At 59.9% G+C, this 25,600-nt stretch carries 22 protein-coding genes; 9 read left to right on the top strand and 13 right to left on the bottom strand.

Annotated elements, in window-relative coordinates; genetic code table 11:
* Positions 1–6 precede the first annotated feature (6 nt).
* Together KGB27_RS08255 and algB are read right to left on the bottom strand one after the other, a co-directional pair.
* Complete coding sequence (locus KGB27_RS08255) at positions 7–1,797, bottom strand: ATP-binding protein (protein ID WP_223480230.1); 1,791 nt, start codon at positions 1,795–1,797, stop codon at positions 7–9.
* 10 nt (positions 1,798–1,807) lie between these two features.
* Positions 1,808–3,154 (bottom strand): sigma-54-dependent response regulator transcription factor AlgB, encoded by a 1,347-nt coding sequence (gene algB / locus KGB27_RS08250; protein WP_008044712.1) that lies wholly within the window; start codon positions 3,152–3,154, stop codon positions 1,808–1,810.
* Between the two features lie 437 nt (positions 3,155–3,591).
* On the opposite strand from algB, the gene KGB27_RS08245 reads away from it, so the two are divergent.
* The 4 genes from KGB27_RS08245 (at position 3,592) to KGB27_RS08230 (ending at position 7,743) form a co-directional block, all read left to right on the top strand.
* Entirely contained in the window at positions 3,592–3,879 is a 288-nt protein-coding gene (locus KGB27_RS08245; RefSeq protein ID WP_008044713.1) for a hypothetical protein, read from the top strand.
* Between the two features lie 81 nt (positions 3,880–3,960).
* Positions 3,961–4,125, top strand: coding sequence for a DUF1328 domain-containing protein (locus tag KGB27_RS08240; protein ID WP_003177151.1), 165 nt, complete (start codon positions 3,961–3,963; stop codon positions 4,123–4,125).
* An 833-nt stretch (positions 4,126–4,958) separates the two neighbouring features.
* Positions 4,959–6,290, top strand: coding sequence for a glutamate/aspartate:proton symporter GltP (gene gltP, locus KGB27_RS08235; protein ID WP_223553895.1), 1,332 nt, complete (start codon positions 4,959–4,961; stop codon positions 6,288–6,290).
* A 223-nt stretch (positions 6,291–6,513) separates the two neighbouring features.
* Positions 6,514–7,743, top strand: coding sequence for a nucleoside recognition domain-containing protein (locus KGB27_RS08230; protein ID WP_008027633.1), 1,230 nt, complete (start codon positions 6,514–6,516; stop codon positions 7,741–7,743).
* Positions 7,744–7,858: 115 nt separating this feature from the next.
* Here KGB27_RS08230 and KGB27_RS08225 read toward each other — a convergent pair whose 3' ends face one another.
* The 9 genes from KGB27_RS08225 to KGB27_RS08185 all read right to left on the bottom strand — a co-directional run bounded on the left by KGB27_RS08225 (position 7,859) and on the right by KGB27_RS08185 (position 18,345).
* Complete coding sequence (locus tag KGB27_RS08225) at positions 7,859–8,485, bottom strand: ABC-type transport auxiliary lipoprotein family protein (RefSeq protein ID WP_223553893.1); 627 nt, start codon at positions 8,483–8,485, stop codon at positions 7,859–7,861.
* Positions 8,482–9,420 (bottom strand): MlaD family protein, encoded by a 939-nt coding sequence (locus tag KGB27_RS08220; RefSeq protein ID WP_223553891.1) that lies wholly within the window; start codon positions 9,418–9,420, stop codon positions 8,482–8,484. Before KGB27_RS08220 ends, KGB27_RS08225 begins: the two co-directional genes overlap by 4 nt.
* Position 9,421: 1 nt before the next feature.
* Positions 9,422–10,225, bottom strand: coding sequence for an ABC transporter ATP-binding protein (locus tag KGB27_RS08215; RefSeq protein WP_192417834.1), 804 nt, complete (start codon positions 10,223–10,225; stop codon positions 9,422–9,424).
* Complete coding sequence (locus tag KGB27_RS08210) at positions 10,222–11,370, bottom strand: ABC transporter permease (RefSeq protein ID WP_032828683.1); 1,149 nt, start codon at positions 11,368–11,370, stop codon at positions 10,222–10,224. The genes KGB27_RS08215 and KGB27_RS08210 overlap by 4 nt, the downstream gene beginning before the upstream one ends.
* Positions 11,371–11,424: 54 nt before the next feature.
* On the bottom strand, positions 11,425–12,453 hold the full coding sequence (locus KGB27_RS08205) for a DUF5924 family protein (RefSeq protein ID WP_192228126.1): 1,029 nt from the start codon (positions 12,451–12,453) through the stop codon (positions 11,425–11,427).
* 193 nt (positions 12,454–12,646) lie between these two features.
* Positions 12,647–14,035 carry a M16 family metallopeptidase gene (locus tag KGB27_RS08200; RefSeq protein ID WP_223434185.1) on the bottom strand — a complete coding sequence of 463 codons (1,389 nt, stop codon included), beginning with the start codon at positions 14,033–14,035 and terminating at the stop codon, positions 12,647–12,649.
* A gap of 178 nt (positions 14,036–14,213) precedes the next feature.
* Positions 14,214–15,872: a Na/Pi cotransporter family protein gene (locus tag KGB27_RS08195; protein WP_008044735.1), complete on the bottom strand. Its 1,659-nt coding sequence runs from the start codon at positions 15,870–15,872 to the stop codon at positions 14,214–14,216.
* A gap of 312 nt (positions 15,873–16,184) precedes the next feature.
* Entirely contained in the window at positions 16,185–16,952 is a 768-nt protein-coding gene (locus KGB27_RS08190; protein ID WP_192228129.1) for a TerC family protein, read from the bottom strand.
* 85 nt (positions 16,953–17,037) lie between these two features.
* A complete protein-coding gene (locus KGB27_RS08185; RefSeq protein ID WP_008027613.1) occupies positions 17,038–18,345 on the bottom strand; it encodes a CitMHS family transporter in 1,308 nt (435 codons plus the stop codon).
* Positions 18,346–18,779: 434 nt separating this feature from the next.
* Between KGB27_RS08185 and KGB27_RS08180 the strand changes: the two genes are divergently transcribed.
* Positions 18,780–19,181 (top strand): GFA family protein, encoded by a 402-nt coding sequence (locus KGB27_RS08180; protein ID WP_223553889.1) that lies wholly within the window; start codon positions 18,780–18,782, stop codon positions 19,179–19,181.
* Here KGB27_RS08180 and KGB27_RS08175 read toward each other — a convergent pair whose 3' ends face one another.
* Positions 19,182–19,508, bottom strand: a complete 327-nt coding sequence (locus tag KGB27_RS08175) for a DOPA 4,5-dioxygenase family protein (protein ID WP_008027608.1) — start codon at positions 19,506–19,508, stop codon at positions 19,182–19,184.
* A gap of 81 nt (positions 19,509–19,589) precedes the next feature.
* Between KGB27_RS08175 and KGB27_RS08170 the strand changes: the two genes are divergently transcribed.
* Positions 19,590–20,252: an NAD(P)-dependent oxidoreductase gene (locus KGB27_RS08170; protein WP_008044034.1), complete on the top strand. Its 663-nt coding sequence runs from the start codon at positions 19,590–19,592 to the stop codon at positions 20,250–20,252.
* 37 nt (positions 20,253–20,289) lie between these two features.
* On the opposite strand, the gene KGB27_RS08165 is transcribed toward KGB27_RS08170, so the two are convergent.
* The gene (locus KGB27_RS08165) at positions 20,290–21,240 is read right to left on the bottom strand and encodes a choline sulfate utilization transcriptional regulator (protein ID WP_008027604.1); all 951 of its coding nucleotides are present in this window, start codon (positions 21,238–21,240) and stop codon (positions 20,290–20,292) included.
* 114 nt (positions 21,241–21,354) lie between these two features.
* Here KGB27_RS08165 and betC point away from each other — a divergent pair, with 114 nt between their 5' ends.
* The 3 genes from betC (at position 21,355) to KGB27_RS08150 (ending at position 25,552) form a co-directional block, all read left to right on the top strand.
* Complete coding sequence (gene betC / locus KGB27_RS08160) at positions 21,355–22,869, top strand: choline-sulfatase (RefSeq protein WP_192228133.1); 1,515 nt, start codon at positions 21,355–21,357, stop codon at positions 22,867–22,869.
* A gap of 16 nt (positions 22,870–22,885) precedes the next feature.
* Entirely contained in the window at positions 22,886–23,806 is a 921-nt protein-coding gene (gene choX, locus KGB27_RS08155) for a choline ABC transporter substrate-binding protein (RefSeq protein ID WP_207285006.1), read from the top strand.
* Positions 23,807–23,983: 177 nt separating this feature from the next.
* Positions 23,984–25,552, top strand: coding sequence for a SulP family inorganic anion transporter (locus tag KGB27_RS08150; protein WP_008044030.1), 1,569 nt, complete (start codon positions 23,984–23,986; stop codon positions 25,550–25,552).
* Positions 25,553–25,600 lie beyond the last annotated feature (48 nt).

The raw sequence follows: 25,600 nt of genomic DNA, 5'->3' as shown, positions 1-25,600 counted from the left end.
CGCGCGTTAAACCGCCAACGCCATGTAGAACTGCGTGCCCTGCCCCGGCCGCGAATAAACCCCCATCCGCCCACCATGCAACTGTACGATTTCCTTGCACAACGCCAGGCCGAGCCCCGCGCCACCCTTCTTGCGCCCGACCTGCACAAAAGGCTCGAAGATCCGCCCCTGCTGGCCGTAGGCGATGCCCTCGCCATTGTCCTCGACGCTGATGATCACCCGCTCCCCATGACGCCGCGCCTGCAAGCGTATCTGGCCGTCAGGGCCGGTATGGCGCAAGGCGTTGTCGATCAGGTTGTCGAGCACACGGTCCAGTTGCGGTTGATCGGCCTGCAACCACGGTAACGGACCTTGCACCTCCACCAGCAGGTTGATGCCCTTCTCTTGCGCTGTATCAGCGAACCGCGACCGGGCCCGCTCGAGCAGCTCCTCGATGGAACACGGCGCCAGCGAGAGTTTCTGCAGACCGTTCTGGTAGCGGGAGAAGTTCAGCAAGTCGTTGATCAGTTGCATCAAACGCTGCATCTCTTCATTGACGGTGTCCAGAAGGTCCGCTTCTCGCGAGTCCTGCGCAAAGTGCGTGCGCTCCCGAAACAGGCCGAATGCCATGTGCATCCCGGTGACCGGCGTTCGCAGCTCATGAGACGCACGCAACACGAACTCGCTGCGCACTCGCTCGAAAGCACGCTGCTCGGTGACGTCATGCAACACCATTACCGCGCCCAGAATCTGGGCCTGGGTATGACTGACCGGCGTCAGGCTGTACGTGAGCAACCGCGACTCGCCATCGACCTCGATACTCAGGTCCTCCGGCGCCCGCTCCAACGTGCCGCCACGCAGCACCAGTTGCAGCTGTTGATCCAGCTCGGGGCGTTCGAGCGCGGCACCCAGCCCCTGACCAAGACGATCGGTGTCCCAACCCAACTGGCGCTGCGCCACCGGGTTGAGGTGTTCCAGATGGCCGTCGCGGTCGATCATCAGCAGCCCGTCATCAATGCTGTCGAGCACCGCCTGCAAACGCTGCTGGCCGGCGAGCAATTCGTCGATATTAGTGGCCTGATGCTGACGCAGAGCCTCGGCCATGATCCCGAAACGCTTGGTCAGCAGATTCATTTCCACTGCCGAGGAAATCGGCAGGGTTACCTCGAAATTGCCTTGGCCGATGTTATCGGCGGCCTGCGCCAACGCCTCGATCGGTTCGCCGAAACGACGTGCGATCGCATGAGCGGTGACGAAACCGATGATCAGCACCGCCAACCCGACCAGACCGAGCAGGCCGGCAATCAGCAGCGCTCGTTCCCGCGCCTGACGTTGCGTTTCATTGATGGTATCCAGCGCTCGCTTTTGCTCGGTAATCAGCCCGTTGCGCAACACGTTGAGTTTTTCGGCGAGGTCTTCGTTGCCACTCAGTACATGGGACGGATCGTGTGCCTGGTCCAGCGCCTGAAGAAACCGCAGGTAATCGTCCTTGGCCTGCCTGAAACCGTGTTGGCCGCCCTCTTGATTCTGCTCATGGGCGATGCCTTCATCCACCAACTGAAGATAATGCAGCCTGGACGTTTCAAACGCCGCGGGATCCGATTTTTCGCCCAGCATGAGGATCAGTTGATCGCCCAGGGTCTGACGCATCTTCAGACCCAGATCCAGGGTGACGAAATTGTTGCGAATCAGCGCTTCCTGGGTTCCCGCCATCTGCATCACGCTGACCAGACCGAGCAAAAGCCCCAGCAGCGCCACGGTGATCAAGGCGGAAATACTCAGAAAGAGCCGAGTACGCAACTTCATCGCCAGTTTCATCGCGCAGGGCTCACAGGTTGTACTGCTTGCGTTTGCGGTAGAGCGTCGAAGCGTCGATGCCGAGCGTCTTGGCGGCCTGATCCAGGGTGTCGGCGGTGGCGAGGACCGCGCCGATGTGGGCCTTCTCCAGTTCATCCAGGCTCAGCGCAGCGCCGATACGTGGCGCATTGTTGACCGGGGTTTCGGCCATGCCCAAGTGGCTGATTTCAACCCGTTCCTGTGGACAAATAATGCTCGCTCGCTCGACCACGTTGCGCAGCTCGCGGATGTTCCCGGGCCAGCGATAGCTGAGCAGCGCTTCACGGGCTTCTTCACTGAAAACCCGCGCCGGACGCGCGTATTCCTTGACGAACCGGGCCAGAAAACGCTCAGCCAGGTTCAGAATATCTTCCCGCCGTTCGCGCAGCGGTGGCAGATGCAAGGTGATGACGTTCAGGCGATAGAGCAAATCTTCACGGAAGCGGCCGTCGCGGACCATGTCTTCAAGATTGAGGTTGGTCGCCGCGAGGATGCGCACATCGGCGCGGCGGGTGACCGGATCGCCGACGCGTTCATATTCTTTGTCCTGGATGAAACGCAGTAATTTAGGCTGCAACGTCAGGGGAAAATCGCCGATCTCGTCGAGAAACAGCGTTCCGCCGTCAGCCTGGTTCACTCGCCCGAGCGTGCTTTCACTGGCGCCGGTGAACGCGCCACGGCTGTGACCGAACAGCTCGCTTTCCATCAGTTCGGCGGTCAGCGATGGGCAGTTGATGGTGACGCAGGATTTTTTCGCACGCTTGCTCCAGCCGTGAATGGCCTGGGACAGTTCACCCTTGCCGGTACCGGACTCGCCGAGGATCAGGATGTTGGCATCCGTGCTGGCCACCTGGCGGGCGGTTTCAAGCACCACTTTCATCGCCGGGCTGTGGGAATCCAGACCGTCCTTGGGTTTGCGCACTTCACCTTCCAGCGCCTCCAGACGGGCCGACAGTTGCCGCACTTCCAGTTGCTTGGCGGTGGCAAGGCGCAATTGATCGGGGCTGCACGGCTTGACCAGATAATCAGCGGCGCCGGCCTGAATGGCATCCACCGCGGTGTCCACAGCCGAATGTGCGGTGACAATCACCACGCGCATCCACGGCGCCTGAATGCGCATCTGCGCCAACACGTCGAGGCCATTGTCCTCGCCGAGGCGCAAATCGAGGAAGCACAGGTCGAACACCTGGCGTTGCAGCAGCGCATCGGCCTGCGCCGCGCTGGTGGCGGTAGCGACGCTGTAGCCTTCATCTTCGAGGCAGTATCGGAACGTTCGCAGGATGGCGGATTCGTCATCCACCAGCAGAATGCGGCCTTGATGCTCAGTGGCTGATTCCATTTTCCTACGCTCCTTAAAGAATGATCTTGGTTTAGTCCCGGAATAATCGGGCAAGTTGCATGGTTGATTCTGGTCGATTCCGGCTACAGCAGGGTAGCTCGCCCCTCACCCTACGGCTAATCACCTGATTTTGTTGTTTTTTTATCAGATAGCCGGTTTTCAGTTGATTCCCCATCTTTCCTTGTGACATCCGCGCCCTCCCCGCAATTCAAAAAAAATGAAAGTTCCTACAAATCCATCGTGCATTACGCACGACTGTGGAAGAGCCATCGTGCAGGATGCGTCCGGCATGAATTTCATAGAAATCATAACTAGCTGATTTTATTGATATTTATCGTCGTTAAAAGCTGGCATGCAGGCTGCAACAACCTGATTAACCAGGGCATTCAGAAACGAGGCCCATAACAAGATCACTACAGAGTGGGAGGAGCTTCAGGATGAATCGCCAACGTGCCGCCCAATTGCGTATCTCGCCACTGCATATCCAGCAAGGCCTGTTTGCTGTTCTGGCGCTTTTGATCACCTTGATCGGCGGCCAGCAGTTTCAGCGTTGGGAGCAGAGCCAGCAGCAAGAAGCGCCACGCGTGTCGATTCAGCATCCGACCCAAACCCACTTCAGTGCCGTCAGCAGCAGCTTCGCTGACAGCGCCCCGACGCGAATGATGGATGTCGACCAGGCTCAGCCTGCGGACGAGCTGACACGTCAGGAGCGTTGGGTGTTCTAGACACACGAACTTGGCGCGCTCGCTGCGCCGGGAAACGCACCACAAGTAGCCTCTCTAAATAGAAGCGTAAGGAGAATCACCATGTTGAGCTGGGCAATCACATTCTTGATCATTGCCATCATCGCTGCAGTACTGGGCTTCGGTGGTATCGCGGGCACCGCCACGGGTATCGCCAAGATTCTCTTTGTCGTGTTCCTGGTGATGTTCATTGCTTCGTTCTTCTTCGGCCGTCGCGGTCGAGGTTGAAGATGAGCGTTTCACCCAAAACGTTGGCAGCCGCCCTGCTCCCGGGCGGCAGTGCCATCGCGATGGCGGCCAGGCACGGCGAAGAAAACAACTGAAGAAAGATCCGGGCTGGTACCGAATTTGTCACACGAAAGAAGCAATATTGCTTCTCTCCAATGCGCTACCTGAGGAAGGTAGACGCATGACCAAGGGGTCGGGACGTTCTGCCTGTTTCAGGGGCGGAGTGACCTACGGGTACAGGGAGTACCTGCGAAAGGGCCGGGTCAGGAAAAAGCTGCGACGCAAGTTCGTCGTCCCTCCGTGGCTCGACGGGCTTGCGAAGAGCTTGCGCGCAAAGCTTTGAAATAGAGCGATCCATCCGGTTTCGCTGTTCCAACCTCTCATTCGCACGACTATTCACCGGAAAATACTTTTCCCGGTGTTTCTTGCGTAACCGTACATCGAGAAAAAACTGCCTTATTTTGCAGCGATTTCTCACCTCTGATTGTCGGATTTTTCTGAAATACCCCTCTCGCACCACTGATCAAAAAACACCCAACCTGCCCGGAGATGGCCGGTTCACGGCACATATGCCTGCCGAAATGTCATATTCGAACCGTTTGCGACGTCGCTTTCAGTGAAAAAACCTCATGCCGATTCGGCATAGGGTAGGCGTTTACGGCATTAGACGTCGCATCCTTGCATCGGAATAGTTGCGCCTTTTTTCGCCTGCCAGAGAGCCATAAATACTCGCTCCGGGGCACCTTATACGGGGGCAGATGCACAAGACTTTTTCGCCAAAAGCGTTCCAGTTCCCGCATCTGCCTGAGTCAAACGCAAGTAAGGGTAAAGATATGAAGAAGGCAAAGCTTAGCCTCGCCTGGCAGATCCTCATCGGTCTGGTATTGGGGATTGCAATCGGTGCGCTGCTCAACCATTTCAGTGCCGAAAAGGCTTGGTGGATCAGCAACGTTCTGCAACCAGCAGGCGATATCTTTATCCGTCTGATCAAGATGATCGTGATCCCGATCGTGATCTCGTCGTTGGTCGTCGGTATTGCGGGCGTCGGTGACGCGAAGAAGCTCGGCAGCATCGGCCTCAAGACGATCATCTACTTCGAAGTCGTCACCACCATCGCCATCGTCGTTGGCCTGCTGCTCGCCAACCTGTTCCACCCGGGTGCCGGCATCGACATGAGCACCCTGGGTACCGTGGATATTTCCAAGTACCAAGCGACCGCCGCCGAGGTACAGCATGAACACGCGTTCATCGAAACCATCCTCAACCTGATCCCATCCAACATCTTCGCGGCCATGGCCCGCGGCGAAATGCTGCCGATCATCTTCTTCTCGGTGCTGTTCGGTCTCGGTTTGTCGAGCCTGAAGCCCGAGTTGCGCGACCCACTGGTAACGATGTTCCAGGGCGTGTCGGAAAGCATGTTCAAGGTCACCCACATGATCATGAACTACGCCCCGATCGGCGTATTCGCACTGATCGCGGTGACCGTAGCCAACTTCGGCTTCGCGTCCCTGCTGCCGCTGGCCAAACTGGTGATCCTGGTTTACGTCGCCATCGCCTTCTTCGCCTTCGTGGTGCTGGGCCTGATCGCTCGCCTGTTCGGTTTCTCGGTGATCAAGCTGATGCGCATCTTCAAGGATGAGCTGGTACTGGCCTACTCCACCGCCTCCTCCGAAACCGTGCTGCCACGCGTGATCGAGAAGATGGAAGCCTACGGCGCACCGAAAGCCATTTGCAGTTTCGTGGTACCGACTGGTTACTCGTTCAACCTTGACGGTTCGACCTTGTATCAGAGCATCGCGGCAATCTTCATTGCCCAGCTCTATGGCATCGACCTGTCGATCAGCCAGCAATTGCTGCTGGTACTGACCCTGATGGTCACCTCCAAAGGCATCGCCGGTGTTCCGGGCGTGTCCTTCGTGGTGCTGCTGGCAACCTTGGGCAGCGTGGGCATCCCGCTGGAAGGCCTGGCGTTCATAGCCGGTGTCGACCGCATCATGGACATGGCGCGTACTGCTCTGAACGTGATCGGCAATGCCCTGGCCGTGTTGGTCATCGCCCGTTGGGAAGGCATGTACGACGACGCCAAGGGCCAGCGCTACTGGAACTCCCTGCCGCACTGGCGCAGCAAGGAAAAGCTGCCGGTCGGCGAAGTGTCCAACAACTGACGCAGATCCCTGTAGGAGCGAGGCTTGCCCGCGAATGGGACGCCGCGGTATTTCAGTTAAACCGCGTTATCGTTCTTCGCTGGCAAGCCATGCTCCTACAGGACGCGGTTGCACGTACATTATGTGTACGACGCAATTGCACAAACGAACCCCGGAGAAATCCGGGGTTTGTCGTTTCTGGCTACCCCGCTATCATTCGCCGCATTCTTCGGGGGATTTACTGATGCTCAATGGCCTTTGGCTTGGCTTCTTCATTGTGGCGGCCGTGTCGGCGCTGGCGCAGTGGCTGATCGGCGGGAATGCCGGGATCTTCGCGGCGATGGTGGAAAGCATTTTCGCCATGGCCAAGTTGTCGGTCGAGGTCATGGTCCTGCTGTTCGGCACCCTCACCCTCTGGCTGGGTTTTCTGCGGATCGCCGAAAAGGCCGGGATCGTCGAGTGGCTGGCCAGAGCGCTGGGCCCGTTGTTCCTGCGTCTGATGCCAGAAGTGCCGGCCGGTCACCCCGCCATCGGCCTGATCACCCTGAACTTCGCCGCCAACGGCCTGGGTCTGGACAACGCCGCTACGCCGATCGGCCTTAAAGCCATGAAGGCGCTGCAAGAGCTCAACCCCAGCGACACCATTGCCAGCAACGCGCAGATCCTGTTCCTGGTGCTCAACGCCTCCTCCCTGACCCTGTTGCCGGTGACGATCTTCATGTATCGCGCGCAGCAAGGCGCGCCGGATCCGACGCTGGTGTTCCTGCCGATCCTGCTGGCCACCAGTTGCTCGACCATCGTCGGTTTCCTGGCTGTCGCCTTCATGCAACGCCTGCGCGTCTGGGACCCGGTGGTGCTGGCCTATATGATTCCCGGTGCCCTGATCCTTGGTAGTTTCATGGCGTTGCTGGCAACGCTCTCGGCCACCGCGCTAGCCAGTTTGTCGTCGATCCTCGGCAATCTGACGCTCTTCGGGATAATCATGCTGTTCCTGGTGATCGGCGCGCTGCGCAAAGTGAAGGTCTACGAGGCCTTCGTCGAAGGTGCGAAAGAAGGCTTCGACGTGGCGAAGAATCTGCTGCCGTATCTGGTGGCGATGCTCTGTGCCGTCGGTGTACTACGGGCGTCCGGCGCGCTGGATTTCGGCCTCGACGGGATTCGGCACCTGGTGGAATGGGCCGGTTGGGACACGCGCTTCGTCGATGCGCTGCCGACAGCGATGGTCAAACCGTTCTCCGGTAGCGCCGCCCGGGCGATGCTGATCGAAACCATGAAGACGTCCGGGGTAGACAGCTTCCCTGCCTTGGTAGCGGCGACGATTCAGGGCAGTACGGAAACGACGTTCTATGTGCTGGCCGTGTACTTCGGCGCGGTGGGGATTCAGCGGGCACGGCATGCGGTGGGGTGTGCGTTGCTGGCGGAGCTGGCCGGGGTGCTCGGCGCCATTGGCGTCTGCTACTGGTTCTTCGGGTGAGTTTGGGATTTTTCGCTGGCAAGCCAGCTCCTACAGGATTGTGGCGTTCACACACCATGCGTACAACACCGAACCTGTAGGAGCTGGCTTGCCGGCGATAAGGTCCGCAGGACCTTCAGGGCCTAACTGGCGGCGCGACTTTCTGTCCTTGCTCAACCGCCCAATCCACCACCTGCGCCGTCAGCTGATCGCTCGCCTGGCCAAACCCGGCCACCACCGCCGGCACCTTCACATCGCTCAGCGGCTGACGCACTTCGAAGCGGCGGCTGGCGAGAATGCGCTGGTCGTAACCACGTACCAGCAACGCATCCAGACGCACAACAACACTCGCCGCGGTGCCTTGGTATTCAGTCTGGAACGCTTGCAAACTCCCGCCCAACTCCAGATCCGCCTGGAAATTGCTGTCATCGGTGCTCAACAACGGCACCCGGCCATCGCGCTGGAAACCATCGAGCAGACGATTGCGCAGCAGCACCGGCGCCGGATCGCTCCAGCGTGAAGCCTTGTAGCTGCTGATCAGGTCGCCTTGCGGTATCACGGCGATTTGCGGACTGTTCAACGCCTCGCTGGCCTGCGGTTTGGTGAGGCGCAGTGACCAGCGTTGCGCCGTGCCATAACTGCCCGAAACGCTGCCCTGGACCGAGGGCAACCGGTAGACGTCGGACGGTTCGGACTTGGGCAGGATCGAGCAGGCGCCGGTCAGCGTAAAAACGCCGAGGAGGGCGATGTGAGTCAGCTTCATGGCGTGAACTCCTTGTTCTTGTCATTGCCCAGCAAGTAACCGCTCGGGTTGGCTTCCAGGCGCTGGGAAATAGCGCGCAACGAGGTCAGGGTGTCGCGCAACTCACGTACAGCCGGGGCCAGGCCATTGAGGCCTTGCATGCCGCTGTTGAGCGAATCCTGGTTGTTGGTGAGCAACTTGTTGATGGTCGCGCTGCTTTGTTCCAGCGACTTCATGGCTTGCTCGGCGCTGCCGAACATCTGCTTGCCCTGATCGTTGAGCAAACCGTTGGCGTTGCGCATCAGCGTCGACGTCTGTTCCAGCATCGCACCAGCCTGCTTGCCGACCGATGCCAGTTGCTGCATCGCCTGACGGATGTCACCGCGCTGATCGGCGATGGTGCCGGTGGTTTGTTCCAGGTGTTCGAGGGTCTTGCTGATGCGCTCGACGTTCTCCGACGAAAACATCTGATTGGCGTTGTGCATCAACACGTTCACGCCAGCCATCAAGTCGTTGCTGTCGTTGAGCAAACGGGCGATGGGCGAGGGCGAGGCCACAATCGTCGGCAAGTTGCCGTCGTGACCCTTGAGCGTCGGGCTCTGCGGCGTGCCGCCACTGAGCTGGATGATCGAGGTGCCGGTGATCCCGGTCAGCGCCAGTTTGGCCTGGGTGTCTTCCTTGATCGGCGTATCGCCGCCGAGGCGAATCCGCGCCAGCACGCGACGCGGGTCTTTCGGGTCCAGGCGCAAGGTCACCACATCGCCGACCTTGATCCCGCTGTACTGCACGGCGCTGCCCTTGGACAAGCCGCTGACCGCCTCGTTGAAGACGATCTCGTAATCCTTGAACTCGGTGTCGACGCTGGACTTGGCCAGCCAAAGGCCGAAGAGCAGGGCGCTTGCCACCACAATCACAGTGAACAGGCCGATCAATATGTGATGGGCTCGGGTTTCCATGTCAGACCTCGTTAAGCTGTTGAGCGGCTGTCAGCGCCGCGCGGCCGCGAGGGCCATGGAAGTATTCGTGAATCCACGCGTCGTCGGTTTCCGACACCTTGTCGATGGCGTCCGCCACCAGCACTTTCTTCTGCGCCAGTACCGCCACGCGGTCGGTGATGGTGTAGAGCGTGTCGAGGTCGTGGGTCACCAGAAACACGCTCAACCCCAACGCGTCGCGCAGGGTCAGGATCAATTGATCGAAGGCTGCCGCGCCAATCGGATCGAGGCCGGCGGTGGGCTCGTCGAGGAACAGGATGTCCGGGTCCAGCGCCAGGGCCCGGGCCAGCGCCGCGCGCTTGATCATGCCGCCGGACAGCGAAGCGGGGTACTTGTCCGCCGCCGACAGCGGCAACCCGGCCAACGCCAGTTTCACCGCCGCCAGGTGTTCGGCATCGTTGCGGCTCAGCCCGGCGTGTTCGATCAGGGGCAGGGCGACGTTCTCGGTCACGGTCAGCGAAGAGAACAGCGCGCCTTTCTGAAACAGCACACCGAAGCGCCGTTCGACCATCGAGCGCTCGTGCTCGGACAGGGTCGGCAGGTTTTTACCAAACACTTTCACCACACCTTCGCTGGGCTGGCGCAGGCCGACAATGCTGCGCAACAGCACCGACTTGCCACTGCCGGAACCGCCGACCACCGCGAGGATTTCGCCCTTGTACAAATCCAGGTCGAGGTTCTCGTGCACGCTCTGGCGACCGAAGCGATTGCACAGCCCACGGACCTCAATCACCGCCTCGGAGGGCGCTCGGGGTAGACGACTCACCAGCCCATCTCCATGAAAAACAGCGCGGCCACGGCGTCGAGCACGATCACCACGAAAATCGACTGCACCACGCTCGACGTGGTGTGCGCCCCGACCGACTCGGCGCTGCCGCTGACCTTGAAGCCTTCAAGGCAACCAATGGCGGCGATCAGGAAGGCAAAGATCGGCGCTTTGACGATGCCGACCAGAAAGTGTTGAACGCCGATGTCGGTTTGCAGCAGCGACAAGAACATCGCCGGCGAGATATCCAGCGCCACGGCGCAGACCACGCCACCGCCGACAATCCCCGAGAGCATCGCCACAAAGGTCAGCATCGGCAGCGCCACCAGCAGCGCCAGCACGCGTGGCACCACCAGCAACTCCATCGGGTCGAGACCCAAGGTGCGGATGGCGTCGATTTCTTCGTTGGCCTTCATCGAGCCGATCTGCGCGGTAAACGCACTGGCGGTGCGCCCGGCCATCAGGATCGCGGTGAGCAACACGCCGAATTCACGGAGGAAGGAGAACGCCACCAGGTCCACGGTGAAGATGCTCGCACCGAAACTCGCCAACACCGTTGCGCCGAGAAACGCCACCACGGCGCCCACCAGAAAGGTCAGCAGGGCGACGATGGGCGCGGCGTCGAGGCCGGTCTGTTCGATGTGCGCGACCATAGGCGTGATGCGCCAGCGCTTCGGACGGAACAGCCCACGGGCGATGGTTTCCAGTATCAGACCGACGAAGCCCAGCAGTTGCAGGGTGTCTTGCCAGACGGCATCCACTGCGCGACCGATACGGGTCAGCAACTGAATGCCGACGCTGATTTCCGCTTCCTTGATCGGTACGCAGAAGTCGGTCATCGAGCAATAAACGGTCTGCAACAACGCACGATCGGCGACAGACAAGGTGCAATCCGGATGTTCCGCGGATTTTCCGAGACGGTCCGAACCGAGCAATTCCACCAGCAGCGATGCCCCGGCAGTGTCGAGCGCGCCGAGGCCATTGAGGTCGATGTGGGTTTTGTCGTCGTATTGGCCGCGAAGCTTTTCGCTCAGGTCCTTGAGTTCGGCGTAATGGGCAAGCGTCCAGTCACCCGTCACCCGCAACTGAGCGGGGGAGTGAGCGGCGTCCAGTTGGGCATTGCCGGCCATTGTGCTGCTGGTCATAAGCTCCGTGCTTGTTCGGCTGTTACGCAGAGCTACGTAATAGCACGAACCGCATTACTTTTCTTTGGTCGGTGTGCTGTCCGTGATCGTGAAGCGCAACACCCCGATCAATTGGCCGTCTTCGGTCAGCACCCGAACCTGCCACTTGCCCGCCGGGTTACCGGGGAAGTTCTGCTTGTGGGTCCAGGCGCGATAGCCTTCCTTGCGCCCGCCGTGGATGTCCAGGGCGATGCGGTCGACCTCTTTGCCGTTGAACTGCCACACATGGTAAATGCGCTCGTCGAGACCGCGCGGGGCATTGATCGCGGTGTAGGCGTACAGGCCATCGCCACGGATCTGCTCGGCACTGACTTCTTCCAGACTCTTGCCCGGCGTGCGGTCCTGCATCTGGGTGCTGATTGCCACATCGGTCATCCACAGCGTGGCTGGCGGCACCCACGAGCGCAACACCCAACCCACGCCGCCGATGCCGACGGTGATGCTCAGGATTGCCAGCGCATTTCGCACGGTGCGAATAGGGAAGATCGACGCCAGGCTCGGGAACGACAGCACGACGGCGGTGCCCAGCGCCAGTTTGAAACTCTGGGAGGTGGTCAGGTGCAGGATGACGGGCAGGGCGGTCAGCAGCGCGGCAAACAGCGTCAGCGTATGCAATGCCAGGAACGCCCAGCGCCGGGGCGCCAGCCACTTGTAGTAAAGCGGATCAGTGATGGAAATCAGCGCGGCGATGCCCAGCAGCCCGGTGAAGAACAACTGGCCGCTGTTCCAGGTGGTGGTGATGAAAAAGAACGGCAGGACGAAAAACAGGCTTTCCTGGTGAATCATCTGCGTCGCATAACGCAGCAACGGCTGGGGAATTTCCCGTTTGAAGATTCGGGTGAAGAGCTTGGTGAGGCTGTTTTCCAGCATCAGCCAGATCCAGCTCAACACCATGATGATGGTGATCCACGTCGCCAGGCCTTGCTGACGATCCACCAGCATGAAGCTGCCGACCCCGGAAATGAAACCACCGAGCGCAATGACCCCGGGATAGCGCTTCATCAGTTCGAGTATGCGCTGTACGAACAAGGTCAGGGTAGGCATTCGGCGGTTCACAATAGTCGTAGGAAAAAACCCCGACAGGGTACCGCCCGGGGGGCGGTGTGGCGAGGGTCAACCGTATTCACGGATACACGCCGAACTGTAGGAGCCGGCTTGCCGGCGATGGACGTAAGGGCGCCGGGTTTATCCAGTAAACACGCGTTATCGTTAACGATCATCGCCGGCAAGCCGGCTCCTACAGGGGGCCTCGGTGTTTGCGGTGGAGGCGCCACGCCAACAGCCCGAGCACCATCAAAGCGAACGCCCCGGCAATTGCCCACAGCACCTGGTCATAACTCATCAACGGCTTCTCGATCCGCAGATAACCCGGCTGCAAGAGCAATTCACGCATGGCCTTGTTGGCTTTTTCCAGCGTAACCCCCTGGAGCTCCTTGGCCGGGTCGGCGAAGCGGCCGTCTTCGTAGTCGCTCAACGCGCTCCAGTAGTAATCGGCCAACGCGCTGTTGCCTTGCACGGCCCAGGCCTGGCGCGCGATGGCGGCCTGCTTGAGACGGTTGAAGGTGCCGGCGTCCAGACCGTCCTTGAGCAACCCGGCCTTCAACTCATCCAGCACCTGTTCCGCCGCTGTCACATCGTCGCGCTCAAGGTCGGCGTTGAGGCTCATGAAACCCACGCCGCCAAACACTTCGCGCTCAGCGGAAGGGCCGTAGGACAGACCATGGGCGAGGCGCATCTGACGATAGAGCGCCCAGTCCAGATAATCCTTGAGCAGGTCGAAGGTTTCGTCGTGCTGATCCGCCAGCACGGGCTCCGGCACCAGCCAGTGCAACTTGGCACCCGCGCCGACGATACCGTGACTCAGCGTGCGTTCATGGGCTGCGCTGGCGTTGATTTCCGGCAGCGGCGGGTGATCGGTAGGGTCAACCGCATCAAGCTCGCCCCAGGCCCGCTCCAGATAACCCGGCAGCAAGCGGTCGAGGTCGCCGACCACGATCAGGGTCATGTTATTGGGCGCGTACCACGCCTTGCGTACCTTCTCCAGTTGTTCGCGGGTCAGGTAATCGACCTCGGCCCGCTCCGGGCATTTAAGGCCCAGTTCCACGGCCAGTTGATTGCTCGCGGTGTGGCCCAAGTCCTGACGATCCAGCCACCGTTGCAGGTGCGAGTAATGGCCGCCGTCTTCGCGCTCGACCACTTTCTTGGCAGCGTTGATCGCGTTGTCGTCGATTCGGGTCTGGGTCAACAGCGCCAACAGCAGGTCGAGGACCTTGCGCTGGTTTTTCGCCGGGGCCTCGATGACGAACGTGGTGTCGGCGTTGCTGGTGTAGGCGTTCCACTCGCCGCCCAGCGCCTGCATGCGCTCTTCCAGACCACCTTCGCCGGTGGCGTCGATGCCACTGAACAGCAAGTGTTCGAGCAGGTGCGGAAGCTCCTTGTCGGCGCAGTTGAAATCATCGATGCCGACGCCGACCACCAGACGAATCGCCACATGCCCGCGCTCGGTGCCGGGCTTGAGCAGCAATTGCAGGCCGTTGGGCAGCGTATAGCCCTCGACCTGGAAGCGGTCCAGGGCAAAGGAGGGGAATGATCCGAGCAACAGGCAGGCGAACAACAAACAACGCATAGCGAGTTTCCATACGGCCAATTGGAGATCCGTGTTGTCCTTCAGGCCGCCATCGCGAGCAGGCTCGCTCCCACAGTGGATCGTCGGTCTCACTTAAATCAACTGTGGGAGCGAGCCTGCTCGCGATGGCGGCGTGAAGGCTGAATACATGTTACTGACTGACCACACTGCCAGACGTTCAAGGCGAATGTGTGATGTCAGCCAAATCATCTACAGCGAGCGCACCGGTGTCAGACGTTTCCAGCACCACGTAAGCACTGCTGCAAAACAGAGAATTCAGACGCTTCATGTCGGCGATCAGCTCCAGGTGCAGCGAGCTGGTCTCGATACTCTGCACAATCTTACGTTGCAACCGGCTGACGTGAGCATGGGCCAGGCGGCGTTCCTGTGCACGAAAGCGACGCTTCTCCCGCAGTAACTGGCGGGCACTTTCCTTGTCGGCGCTGAGGAACACCGACAACCCCAGGCGCAAATTGGAAATCAGCTGGCTGTGCAGCCCCGCCAATTCGTCCAGGCCGACCTCGGAAAAAGACCGGCGCTGCGAGGTTTTCTGTTGCTGCACCTTGCGCAACATGCGCTCGATCAGATCGCTGGCGAGTTTGAGGTTGATCGCCAGCTCAATGATTTCCGCCCAACGCCGACTGTCCTGCTCGCTGAGGTCTTCACGGGGCATTTGCGCCAGATAGAGCTTGATCGAGTTGTAGAGCGCATCCACATCATCGGTCAGGCGACGCATTTCCTGGGTGACGGCAGTTTGCTTGCCGCGCAGCACGTCGAGCATGGCTTCGAGCATGCTGTCGATCAGATCGCCGATGCGCAGGGTTTCCCGGACGGCGTTGGCCAGCGCCAGGCTGGGGGTGACCAGCGCCGTCGGATCAAGGTGCCGTGGTTTGGCCGTGCCGTTGATTTCCGGACGCTCCGGCAAAAGCCAGGCACACAGCCTGGCCATTATCCCGACCGTCGGCAGCAAGATCAGGCAGCGAGCCGTGTTGTAGAGCAGGTGGAAGCCGATGACCATTTCCTGGGGGCTGAAGTCGAGGCTGTCGATCCAGTGCACCAACGGGTCGAGCACAGGAATGATCAGCAACAGGCCAATCAGCTTGTACAGCAGGCTCCCGAGCGCCACCTGACGGCCCGCGGCGTTCTGCATGCTGGTGCTCATGAACGCCAGAATGCCGCTGCCGATGTTGGCGCCGATCACCAGGCCGATGGCCACCGGCAAGCTGATCACGCTGGCGCCTGCCAGGGTCGCGGTCAGCAGGACGGCGGCCAGGCTGGAGTAGGAAACCATCGCGAACAGGGCGCCGACCAAGGCGTCGAGCAGGATGTCGCCGGTCAGCGAGGCGAAGATGACCTTGACCCCTTGCGCCTGGGTGATCGGCGCCGCCGCTTCGACGATCAGTTGCAGGGCCAGAATGATCAGGCCCAGACCGATGGCCACCCGGCCCATCTGGCCGAGCCGCGTCTGTTTGCGCGACAGGAAGAAAATCACCCCGAGAAAAATCAGCAGCGGCGACAGCCATGACAAATCGAACGTCAGCACCCGTGCCATCAGCGCGGTACCGACATCGGCGCCGAGCATGGTCGCCAGCGCAGGCATCAGCGCCATCAGGCCCTGGCCGACGAAGGAGGTGACGAGCATGGCGGTGGCGTTGCTGCTCTGGACCATGGCGGTCACGACTATGCCGGCGATGAACGCCAGCCAGCGCTTGGACATGTTCTGGCCGATCACATGGCGCAGGTTGGAACCGTAGACCCGCAGGATGCCGGTTCGGACGATGTGCGTGCCCCAGATCAGCAAGGCCACGGCAGATAACAAATTGAGCAGGGTGAGCATAAGGGCCCCCTGTGGTGGTAGCGCCCCAAAGGAGCAAGTTGACGGTGCCGCGCGACTTTCTACGTTGTGTACTTAAGCTGTAGTTGGCTAACGGTCTGCGCGCCAGCATCGCATAGCTAAAGAGGTGATTGAAACAAAACTGTCATGAAAACAGCTTGATGCAGACGTGAAAAAGGGGCCCGAAGGCCCCCGATTCATGTAGGAGCGAGCCTGCTCGCGATGGTCGTTAACGAAGACGCTCGCTTACAGGATAAACGCGGCGCCCCTGAGTCCATCGCGAGCAGGCTCGCTCCCACAGGTTTTACGTGTGGCTTATTGCCCAGGAATATCCTTGCGCAGTTTCACCGGATCCTGCTGTTTCTTCTTCTTCGCAATCGCGGTGCGCATCTTGATGTTGATCGCTTCCACCGCCAGCGAGAACGCCATGGCGAAGTAGACGTAGCCTTTTGGCACGTGCACATCGAAGGATTCGGCAATCAGCACGGTACCGACGATCAGCAGGAACGCCAACGCCAGCATCTTCAGCGACGGGTGCTTGTCGATGAACGAGCTGATGGTGCCGGAAGCCAGCATCATCACCAGCACAGCCACAACGATTGCAGCGACCATGACCGGTACGTGGGAGACCATGCCGACGGCGGTGATCACCGAGTCCAGCGAGAACACGATGTCGATGATCGCGATCTGGATGATGGTGTAGAGGAAGTTGCCGCCCTTGCCGCCCGGCTCTTCATTGGTTTCGTCTTCACCTTCCAGCGCGTGGTACATCTCTTGCGAGCTCTTCCACAGCAGGAACAGACCACCGAAGAACAGGATCAGGTCTCGCCCGGAAATGCCCTGGCCGAACACTTCGAACAAGTCAGCGGTGAGGCGCATGACCCAGGTGATCGACAGCAGCAACAGAATCCGCGTGACCATGGCCAGCGCCAGGCCGAAGATTCGGGTGCGCGCCTGCATGTGCTTGGGCATGCGGCTGACCAGGATCGAAATCATGATGATGTTATCGATACCCAGGACGATTTCCAGGGCGGTCAGGGTAAAGAAGGCAACCCAGATTTCAGGGTTGGTCAGCCATTCCATGTGTATTCCTTTGAGCGAGTGTTAAACCACAAAGGGCCCGGGCTTCAAACAACGAAGCCTGGACCCCCAGTGGTGAGTCTTGGGCTTATAGAGTGCTGAACAGCGGAAAAATCCCCATCAGCAATGCTGCAACCAGTATGCACATGCACACCAGCACTGCCCATTTCAGGGTAAAGCGCTGATGGTCACCGAAGTCGATACCGGCCAGGGCCACCAACAAATAGGTCGATGGTACCAGCGGGCTCAGCAAGTGGACGGGCTGACCGACGATCGAGGCACGCGCCATTTCAACCGCGGTTATACCGTAATGACTGGCCGCTTCGGCAAGTACTGGTAACACGCCGTAATAAAATGCGTCGTTCGACATGAAGAACGTGAACGGCATGCTCACCAGCGCGGTGATCACGGCCAGGTACGGGCCGAGGAAATCCGGGATGACCGCCAACAGGCTCTTCGACATCGCATCGACCATGCCGGTGCCCGACAGGATACCGGTGAAGATGCCTGCCGCGAAGATCAAACCGACCACTGCCAGCACGCTGCCGGCGTGGGCCGCAACGCGATCCTTCTGCTGTTGCAGGCAAGGGTAGTTGACGATCATGGCAATACTGAACGCCACCATGAACAGCACCGGCAACGGCAGCAGGCCTGCGATCAGGGTGCACATCAGTGCGAATGTCAGGGCACCGTTGAACCAGATCAGCTTTGGACGACGGGCGTCCGGGAACTGCGAAACGCTGATTTCGCTGTGGTCGATTTCGTCGCCCACCAGGTGCAGCTCACCCAGACGCGCACGTTCACGTTTGCCGTAGAAGTAAGCGATGGCCAGGATGGCCAGGACACCGGCACCCATCGCCGGAATCATCGGTACGAAGATCGCCGACGGGTCCACATGCAACGCACTGGCCGCACGGGCAGTCGGACCGCCCCATGGGGTCATGTTCATCACGCCACCGGCGAGGATGATCAGGCCAGCCATAATCCGCGGGCTCATGCCGATGCGGCTGTAGAGCGGCAGCATGGCGGCCACGCAGATCATGTAAGTGGTCGCGCCGTCACCATCGAGGGAGACGACGAGCGCCAGTACGGCGGTGCCGACCGAAACTTTCAACGGGTCGCCCTTGACCAGTTTGAGGATCTTGCGCACGGCCGGGTCGAACAGGCCGGAGTCGATCATCAGGGCGAAGTAGAGGATGGCGAACATCAGCATCACGCCGGTCGGCGCAAGCTTGGTGATGCCTTCGAGCATCATCGGGCCGATCTTCGGCGCAAAACCGCCGAACAGGGCGAAGACGATTGGAATGATGATCAGGGCGATCAGCGCAGACAGGCGCTTGGTCATGATCAGGAACATGAACGTGATGACCATGGCGAAGCCAAGGAAAGTCAGCATGGGAATACTCCAGGCGTAGCGCGGCTAGGGAATGGGCGAACCGGGTGGGTCAGCGCAGAACGGGAAGCACGAGGCGTACGGGCGGAGTTGCGGCGAAGCGGCGAGTATCAAAGGACATCAGGGTCACCATTGTTGTTGTTAAATGGGCTGTGCGAGCGATAAAACACTGGCATTGGCCGACCGGTCTGTTGCCGGTAGTGGGGGCGATCCTAATCGGGGAAGCTTTCACCCAGCTTTCGCCGATGAAAGCATTGACCGGATGTGCGACCGGTCGTCGGACGGGTGGCAGGGCGTGAGACCGAGTTGAGGCCATCGCGAGCAGGCTCACTCCCACATTGATCTCGTCGCCCCCCATTCTGTATTCACTGAAGATCTAATGTGGGAGCGAGCCTGCTCGCGATAGCGTCGGTGCATACGCATCAGGAGGAAACAGCATGGCAAACATTCACACAGGCGGCTGCCACTGCGGACAACTGCGCTATCAATTCAGCGGACCTTTGAGAGACATCGCCCACTGCCACTGCTCAATCTGCCGACGAGTCAGCGGCGGGATCGTGACCACCTGGATCACCGTGCCCGCATCGACCTTTGAATGGCTGAAAGGCACACCGGCGCAGTACGCCTCGTCATCCAGTTGCGTACGATATTTCTGCCCGAACTGTGGGGCGCAACTCGCGCTGGTGACACACCTCAGTCCCGCGAGCATCGACCTGACCATCGCCACCCTCGATCATCCCGAGCAGGCTCCGGCCGAGCGGCACATCTGGACCGACAGCCGTCTGCCCTGGCTGCACCTGGACGAACACCTGCCGGGCGAAGCCGAAGAAACACTTTGATCAAAAAATAGACAGGTCCAGTGGCCGGATCGCCCCCATCCAGATGGCATGTTCGGTGTGGTCGAGCAGATCGTCGCCGGTGTCCGGGTGCAGGAACACCACCAAGCCCTTGCGGTTGAGCGCCAGCCACGGCAACACGTCGCCGATGAGTTCCGGCCCGAATGCCAGTTGGCAACTCCAGTCCGGATGCGGGCCGACCGGACGTTCGTGCACCCGACCCATTTTCAGCGGAAACAGCTGCGCCGCCTGCTCACACAAGGCTCGCGCCTGGTCGATGGTGCTGGCGTCGAAATACACGTGGGCGTGGTAACCCTTGATCTGTTGCATCTGAAACCCTCTGAATCCCTGTCGAACCCTCACCGTCTCCCACAGGTCAAATGCTATACACCCAGGAAACGGAGCCCAGTCATGAAAAATGCCGAAACCCCGGTGGTAAAAGTGGTGCTTTATGGTGCCATGAGTAGCCTGGGCAGTGCGCTGATGGCTGAGATGCTGCGGCGGCAACACGAAGTGATCGCCATCCTTGATGACTTGACGGCACTCGCGCCACGTCCGGGTTTGCGCACCAAGACGGGCGACCTGTTTGAGGCCGAGCGCGTCAAACAAAGCGTCGCGGGCTGTTCGGCCGTCATCTGTCTATTAGACGCACCAGGCTTGCCGTTCAACAGCGAACACGTTGAAAAAACCATTGTTCCGGGCCCGGTCGAACAGGTGCTCGCCGTCGATGCGCTGATAGCCGGCATGCAGGCTGCCGGCATTGCCCGACTGTTTCTGGTGGGGGATTTCGAGGTGTTGGACGATCCGGAGATTGAGGATCAACTGCAACGCCACGCCGCCGAAGAAATCCGCGAATCCCTGCAAAGCAGTAAGTTGCACTGGACGCTGGTGAATGCACCGCGTGGCATCCCGGGGCTGACGATCGAGCATTTCAGCCACGCCAGCAGCAGCCTGGAACCGGGGCTGGCCGAACCGCTGGATCGCTTGAAACGTGTCGCGATAGGGATCGCCGATGAATTGCACTTCAATCTTCACGTGGGCGAACACGTGAATTTCGTGGCGACTTCAGAGTAGTGAACGCTCGGGCCGCGCCCGGACGACCTTCTTGCTTTCACACCGCAATCGAAGGCAAAGGCAGGCCATTCAGCGATTGCGCACTGCTGGCCTGCTCGGCCATCAACCAATCCACAAACTGTTGAATCAACACCCCACGCCGTTTGCGTTGGGGCAGGACCACGTAATAGCCCTGCCGGGACATCACCGTTTCAGCAATTGGCCGACACAACAAACCTTGCGCCAGCAAGTTATCCACAAGGTGCCGCCAGCCAATCGCCACGCCCTGGCCGCCAATCGCCGCTTGAATCAACAGCGTGTAATTGTCGAATCGCAATTGTCCGGGCGCTGGCGCCGAAGTAATCCCCAATTCGCGAAACACGCCGCTCCAGTCGAACCAGTTGCTGCTGTTTTCGCCGCGCAGGTGCAGCAGCGGAAATTCCAGCAGCCCTTGGGGCGGCAAGGGCAGGGGACGGTCCTTCAATAGCAGCGGACTGCACACCGGGAACACTTCTTCGCTGAACAGCCAATGGCTTTCGCCCTGTTTAAAACGCCCGTCACCAAACAGCACGGCAACATCGATATCGGTGCGCAGCATGTTGAGGCTGCGTTCGCTGGTGACCAGGCTAACGTCCACGTGAGGATTGGCCGCGTGAAAGCGGTGCAATCGGGGCATCAGCCAGTAAGCGGCAAAGGCAAAATCGGTGGCGACCTGCAACACTTCATGCTGTTGCTGTGCACTGATCGCACTTAATCCTGCGTCGATATTCTGCAAACCGAGCTGAACCTGCTCGAAAAGAATAGCCCCGGCCTCGGTCAATTCGATCCCGCGATAAATGCGATCGAACAGCCGTGTGGCGAGTTGATCTTCCAGCCGCTTGATCTGCTGACTGATGGCCGGTTGCGTGGTGCCGAGCTCTACCGCAGCGGCGGTGAAACTGTGATGCCGGGCGGCCGCTTCGAAGGCGCGAAGCAAATCCAGAGACAAATCACCGAGGGCGTCATACATAAGCTGTGCTTATCCTAGTCATTGCCTGGCATGGGCTTTACCACAAATCACATGGACTCCATGCTCGATTGCAGCACTCTCGCATAAATATTCACTATGGAATGCCGCGATCACATGAAGCGCAAGAATATTCTTTTCATCATGGCCGATCAGATGGCCGCGCCAATGTTGCCGTTCTACGGCCCTTCGCCGATCAAATTACCCAATCTCAGCCGCCTCGCCGCCGAAGGCGTGGTGTTCGACGCCGCTTATTGCAACAGCCCACTCTGCGCGCCGTCGCGTTTTACCCTGGTCAGCGGTCAGTTACCGAGCAAGATCGGCGCCTACGATAACGCGGCCGATTTCCCTGCCGACGTGCCCACCTACGCCCACTACCTGCGGCGCCTCGGTTATCGCACCGCGTTGTCCGGGAAAATGCACTTCTGCGGCCCGGACCAACTGCACGGTTACGAAGAACGCCTGACCAGCGACATTTACCCGGCCGACTACGGTTGGGCAGTGAACTGGGACGAACCGGACGTGCGTCCGACCTGGTATCACAACATGTCGTCGGTACTGCAGGCCGGGCCTTGCGTGCGTACCAATCAGCTGGATTTCGATGAAGAGGTGGTGTTCAAGGCCCAGCAATATCTGTTCGACCACATTCGTGAGGACGGCGACCAGCCGTTCTGCCTGACCGTGTCGATGACTCACCCACACGACCCGTACACCATTCCCAAGGCTTTCTGGGATCTGTACGACGACGCCGACATCCCATTGCCCGAAACCCCGGCACAAACCGAACTCGATCCGCACGCCCAGCGTTTGCTCAAGGTCTACGACCTGTGGGACAAGCCGCTGCCTGTGGATAAGATCCGCGATGCACGCCGGGCTTATTTCGGTGCTTGCAGCTATATCGACAGCAACGTCGGCAAACTTCTGCAAACGCTCGAAGATACCGGGCTGATCAACGACACGATCATCGTGTTCTCCGGCGACCACGGCGACATGCTCGGCGAGCGCGGCCTCTGGTACAAAATGCATTGGTATGAAATGGCCGCGCGCGTGCCGATGTTGATCAGTTCACCCGGCCAGTTTGGCGCCGGACGGGTCAGCGCAGCGGTTTCCACCGCCGACCTGCTGCCGACGTTTGTCGAGTTGGCCGGCGGCGCTCTGGAACCGGGCTTGCCGCTGGATGGCCGTTCGCTGGTTCCGCACCTGCAAGGGCAGGGCGGTCATGACGAAGTCTTCGGCGAATACATGGCCGAAGGCACCATCAGTCCGCTGATGATGATTCGCCGCGGTGCCTATAAATTCATCTACAGCGAAGACGATCCGTGCCTGCTCTTCGACGTACACAACGACCCGCGTGAACAGGAAGAACTCAGCCAGTCGCCGCAACATCGGCTCCTGTTCGAGGAATTTCTCGCCGAAGCACGGGCCAAATGGAACATCCCGGCGATACACCAACAGGTGCTCGCGAGCCAGCGTCGTCGGCGTTTCGTCGCCGAGGCACTGACCATCGGCAAGCTGAAGAGCTGGGATCACCAGCCACTGGTGGACGCCAGTCAGCAGTACATGCGCAACCACATCGACCTCGACGATCTGGAGCGTAAAGCACGTTATCCACAACCCTGCCAAAACCAATAATGTTAAGGGGAAGTCCATGCAAAAGTTATCCACAGTACTGACGGTCGGACTGCTGGCTCTGGGCAGTGCGTCGGCGTATGCCGATCAGAGCTGCGAGACGGTGAAAATGGCCGACCCTGGCTGGAGCGACATCGCCGCAACCAACGCCATCACCGGGTTTCTGCTGGACGGCATGGGCTACAAGCCCAAAGTCGACACCCTCGCGGTGCCGATTACCTTTGGCGGGTTGAAGGATGGCCAGGTCGACGTGTTTCTCGGCAACTGGATGCCGGCGCAGCAGGGTTTCTATGACAAGTTCGTCGCCACCGGCGACGTCACGCAACTGGCGAAGAACCTCGATGGCACCGAATTCACCCTGGCGGTGCCGGATTACGTGTGGGACGCGGGTGTGCATAACTTTGCCGACCTGAATAAATTCGCCGACAAGTTCGACAAGAAGATCTACGGCATCGGCTCCGGCGCCCCGGCGAACATCTCGCTGCAAGAAATCATCAAGAAGAACGACTTCGACATGGGCCAGTGGAAACTGGTCGAGTCCAGCGAACAGGCGATGCTGGCCGAAGTGTCTCGTGCGGTGAAGAAACAGAAATTCGTGACCTTCCTCGGCTGGACGCCGCACCCGATGAACGTGCAGCTGAAAATGCATTATCTGAAGGGCGGCGAGAAATACTTCGGCGACACCGGCAGCGTCCATACCCTGACCCGCAAGGGTTACGCCGAGGCCTGCCCGAATGTGGGCAAGTTGCTGACCAACCTGAGTTTCACCCAGGAGATGGAAAACAGCATCATGGCGGATGTGGTGAACAAGAAGGTCAGCAATGCGGATGCGGCCAAGGCGTGGATCAAGGCCAATCCGGCGGTGCTGGACAAATGGCTGGAAGGCGTGAAGACCGCGGACGGCAAGGATGCGTTGCCGGCGGTAAAAGCCAAGTTGTAAGTGATCCTATCCTCTGTAGGAGCGAGGCTTGCCCGCGAAGAACGATAACGCGGTTTTTCTAAAGAACCGCGTTACGTTCTTCGCGGGCAAGTCGGATCGCCGCATCGCTCGCTCCTACAAAGGGAAGGATCGTCGTCTCCTGATACCCTTGCGCAAAATTTTCAACCGAGAGGACCCATGGCCTTCCCCAGCCGCCATTCACTCTTCCCCTTCCTCACGTGGTTGCCCCGGCAGACCCGCGCCAGCGTCGGCCGTGACCTGATCGTCGGCCTCAGCGGCGCCATTCTCGCGTTGCCGCAATCCATTGCCTACGCGCTGATCGCCGGTCTCCCACCGGAATACGGCTTGTACGCCGCGATCATCCCGGTGCTGATCGCCTGTCTCTGGGGTTCATCGTGGCATTTGATCTGTGGGCCTACGGCAGCGATCTCCATCGTCCTGTTCGCCAGTGTCAGTCCTCTGGCCGTCCCTGCGTCCAAGGACTACATCACGTTGATCCTGCTTCTGACGCTGCTCGCCGGCATTTTCCAGTGGCTACTGGGTTTGCTGCGGTTCGGCGCGCTGGTGAATTTTGTCTCGCACTCGGTGGTATTGGGCTTCACCCTCGGCGCCGCCGTGGTAATTGCCATCGGTCAAATGCCCAACCTGCTGGGGCTGGACTTGCCCAGCCAGGCCACCGCACTGGACAGCTTTCTGATGCTGCTGCAGCACCTCGATGCGGTGGATAAACCCTCGCTCGTGCTGGGACTGGCAACAGTCGTCGTCGGCATAATCCTGAAAGGGTTGCTGCCTCGCTGGCCGACGCTGCTGATCACCCTGATCCTCGCCGGGCTGCTGGTTTGGCTGTGGCCATCGATGTTCGGCCACGTGAACCTGGTGAGCGCGTTTGTCGGGCGGCTGCCGCCCTTCAGCCCGTTGCCACTGGATCTGGACATGATTTTGCGATTGCTGCCCAGCGCAGTGGCGGTGGGGATGCTCGGGCTGGTGACGAGCCTGTCGATTGCCCGTTCCTTGTCGGCGCGCTCGCAGCAATTGCTCGATGCCAATCAGGAAGTCCGCGCGCAGGGTTTATCGAACATGGTCGGTGCGTTTTTTTCCGGTTCGCTGTCAGCCGGTTCCTTCACCCGTTCCGGCCTCAGCTACGAAGCGGGTGCCTGTTCGCCAATGGCGGGGGTGTTTTCCGCGTTGTGGGTGGCGCTGTTTGCGATCTTCGGCGCCAACCTGATTGCGCATATTCCGATCCCGGCCATGGCTGGCAGCATCCTGCTGATCGCCTGGGGGTTGGTCGATCATCGCGGCATTCGTGCGTTGCTGCGGGTCAGCCGCGCCGAGTTCATGGTGATGGCGCTGACCTGTGTCGCCACGCTGTTGCTGGAATTGCAGACAGCGATCTATGCCGGCGTGCTCGCGTCGTTGTTTTTCTACCTCAAGCGCACCTCGCAACCACGGGTACAGCATTGGCGCGACGGCGATGAAGACATTCTGCGGGTCGGCGGTTCGATCTTTTTCGGCGCCAGCCATTACCTGCAAGTGCGCCTGCAACGCATGCACGGGGCGCGGGTGGTGATCGAGGCGCAGCAGATCAACTTTATCGACTATTCGGGGGTGGAAATGCTGCACCAGGAAGCGCGGCGACTACGCAAGCAGGACCGTAGCCTGACCTTGCGCGGGGCGAGACCGCCGGTGGTGGAGGAGTTGCGAAAGCTCGAAGGCGCGGAGAAATGCCCGATTCATTTCGAAGATTGAACATCAAACCCTGTAGGAGCGAGGCTTGCCCGCGAAGGCGTCCTTAAG

Origin of the sequence: Pseudomonas sp. BF-R-01 (genome assembly GCF_019946615.1) — a bacterium.
GTDB classification, from domain to species: domain Bacteria; phylum Pseudomonadota; class Gammaproteobacteria; order Pseudomonadales; family Pseudomonadaceae; genus Aquipseudomonas; species Aquipseudomonas migulae.
Note: the sequence above shows the minus strand (reverse complement) of the source record. Positions and strands in the feature narration are given on the sequence as shown.

Coding starts and splice junctions, on each gene's coding strand:
- KGB27_RS08175 (WP_008027608.1), bottom strand. CDS start 19,508: ATGCAACAGATCAAGGGTTACCACGCCCACGTGTATTTCGACGCCAGC.
- KGB27_RS08255 (WP_223480230.1), bottom strand. CDS start 1,797: ATGAAACTGGCGATGAAGTTGCGTACTCGGCTCTTTCTGAGTATTTCC.
- choX (WP_207285006.1), top strand. CDS start 22,886: ATGCAAAAGTTATCCACAGTACTGACGGTCGGACTGCTGGCTCTGGGC.
- KGB27_RS08245 (WP_008044713.1), top strand. CDS start 3,592: ATGAATCGCCAACGTGCCGCCCAATTGCGTATCTCGCCACTGCATATC.
- KGB27_RS08150 (WP_008044030.1), top strand. CDS start 23,984: ATGGCCTTCCCCAGCCGCCATTCACTCTTCCCCTTCCTCACGTGGTTG.
- KGB27_RS08195 (WP_008044735.1), bottom strand. CDS start 15,872: ATGCTCACCCTGCTCAATTTGTTATCTGCCGTGGCCTTGCTGATCTGG.
- KGB27_RS08170 (WP_008044034.1), top strand. CDS start 19,590: ATGAAAAATGCCGAAACCCCGGTGGTAAAAGTGGTGCTTTATGGTGCC.
- betC (WP_192228133.1), top strand. CDS start 21,355: ATGAAGCGCAAGAATATTCTTTTCATCATGGCCGATCAGATGGCCGCG.
- KGB27_RS08210 (WP_032828683.1), bottom strand. CDS start 11,370: ATGACCAGCAGCACAATGGCCGGCAATGCCCAACTGGACGCCGCTCAC.
- KGB27_RS08230 (WP_008027633.1), top strand. CDS start 6,514: ATGCTCAATGGCCTTTGGCTTGGCTTCTTCATTGTGGCGGCCGTGTCG.
- KGB27_RS08225 (WP_223553893.1), bottom strand. CDS start 8,485: ATGAAGCTGACTCACATCGCCCTCCTCGGCGTTTTTACGCTGACCGGC.
- KGB27_RS08200 (WP_223434185.1), bottom strand. CDS start 14,035: ATGCGTTGTTTGTTGTTCGCCTGCCTGTTGCTCGGATCATTCCCCTCC.
- KGB27_RS08165 (WP_008027604.1), bottom strand. CDS start 21,240: ATGTATGACGCCCTCGGTGATTTGTCTCTGGATTTGCTTCGCGCCTTC.
- KGB27_RS08180 (WP_223553889.1), top strand. CDS start 18,780: ATGGCAAACATTCACACAGGCGGCTGCCACTGCGGACAACTGCGCTAT.
- KGB27_RS08185 (WP_008027613.1), bottom strand. CDS start 18,345: ATGCTGACTTTCCTTGGCTTCGCCATGGTCATCACGTTCATGTTCCTG.
- KGB27_RS08240 (WP_003177151.1), top strand. CDS start 3,961: ATGTTGAGCTGGGCAATCACATTCTTGATCATTGCCATCATCGCTGCA.
- KGB27_RS08205 (WP_192228126.1), bottom strand. CDS start 12,453: ATGCCTACCCTGACCTTGTTCGTACAGCGCATACTCGAACTGATGAAG.
- algB (WP_008044712.1), bottom strand. CDS start 3,154: ATGGAATCAGCCACTGAGCATCAAGGCCGCATTCTGCTGGTGGATGAC.
- KGB27_RS08220 (WP_223553891.1), bottom strand. CDS start 9,420: ATGGAAACCCGAGCCCATCACATATTGATCGGCCTGTTCACTGTGATT.
- gltP (WP_223553895.1), top strand. CDS start 4,959: ATGAAGAAGGCAAAGCTTAGCCTCGCCTGGCAGATCCTCATCGGTCTG.
- KGB27_RS08190 (WP_192228129.1), bottom strand. CDS start 16,952: ATGGAATGGCTGACCAACCCTGAAATCTGGGTTGCCTTCTTTACCCTG.